Source organism: Streptomyces sp. NPDC002130 (assembly GCF_040296465.1).
Lineage (GTDB): Bacteria > Actinomycetota > Actinomycetes > Streptomycetales > Streptomycetaceae > Streptomyces.
This window is the reverse complement of sequence record NZ_JBEOXI010000950.1, coordinates 1-1,281: the sequence shown is the minus strand read 5'-3', so window position 1 is coordinate 1,281 and position 1,281 is coordinate 1. Positions and strand designations below refer to the sequence as shown.

1 protein-coding gene is annotated in these 1,281 nt (G+C 61.5%); it reads right to left on the bottom strand.

Going from position 1 to position 1,281, the window contains the following annotated elements:
- Window positions 1-80 precede the first annotated feature (80 nt).
- Window positions 81-878, bottom strand: coding sequence for an ANTAR domain-containing protein (locus tag ABT116_RS47310; RefSeq protein WP_351647570.1), 798 nt, complete (start codon window positions 876-878; stop codon window positions 81-83).
- Window positions 879-1,281: the final 403 nt, after the last annotated feature.

Genomic DNA, 1,281 nt, shown 5'->3' with positions numbered 1-1,281 from the left:
GGAGGCTCCATCGAAGAGGGCACCCACCGAGAATTTGGTGGGTGCCTCTGTGTTTGCCGGCCCGGTTCAGCAGGCCCGGATCAGTTGGTCTCAGGCTTGTTCGTAGCCTGACGCGGGTCGATCGCGCCGTCGATATACTGCTGGGCGATCACTCGCAGTTTGACGTTGCTGCGCTGCGAGTCCTGGATGAGGATGCGGAAGGCTCGGTCGGCGTCGACGCGATGAGTGCCCATGATGATGCCCTTGGCCTGTTCGATGACGCCTCTCGATTCGAGTGCTCGCTCGAGGTCCATCGCGTGCTTTCTGGCGATGTCGAGGCGCTGCGAGCTGTGCAGCGCGTAGGCCGAGGTCACGGCGAACAGTTGGAGCAATGCCACGTCGGCGCCGGTGAAACCTCGGAGGTCGTGGCTGTAGAGATTGAGGGTTCCGAGCGGGCGTTCCCGGCCAGGTAGTGGCATGGACAAGAAGCTGACGGCGCCGACTGCCTTTGCCGCGCTTGCGAATTGAGGCCACCGGCTGTGAGCTTCGCTGGCATGTGCGCGGACAACCGTTCCTGTGCGTGAGGACGTCACACTCGGTCCGTAGTCCAGTCGGAATTGAATCGAGTCGACGGTGCGAACAAGTTGGTGGGTGGCGGCTACGGTTCGGAACGTCGAATCCGAACCGCCGATGGTAATTCCGGCCATGTCCGCGTCGGCGATGAGGTCGACGGCGTGTTTGCAGACCTGTTCGAGGAACTGCTCTGCCTGAGCGTGTGGATCGAGGTGCGCATAGAGCGATTGCAAGGCGTCCGAGGCGGCGTCCAGGCTGTCCTGCGACGCGGAATTTCGGCCCCCGGTGGGGCCGCGGTGTTCCCTGGCAATGCGCGGCGCCGTCATTGTTTCAACCACCCTTCCCCATCACGTCGCAGGCATGTCCGATTCGTCTTATTGTTGCACCGGACTAACTGTTGTGCACTCTGTTTGGGTGGACAAGTGTCTGATGAGACGGACGGTTATGCGGAGTGGGCTCCGTATGCCCAATCGTGATGTTTGATTCGGCCGTTAGCGGGTAGTGCGCCGATCTTGGAATTATGTTGTCCTGCAACAGTTAACGTGAAAACTGCGATCGGGGTACAAGTTTTCTCCGCAATGGCGCGCAGGTCGCGAACTTGGCCTATTGTCAGCGCCAGCGCACAATCTTGTACGCGTAACCCGTAGCTCGGCACCTGGCGCCGACCGGCCTGGTTCCACGCCATGGACGACGAACTGGCCCGGCACGGCGTACCGTCCGACCTGCTCC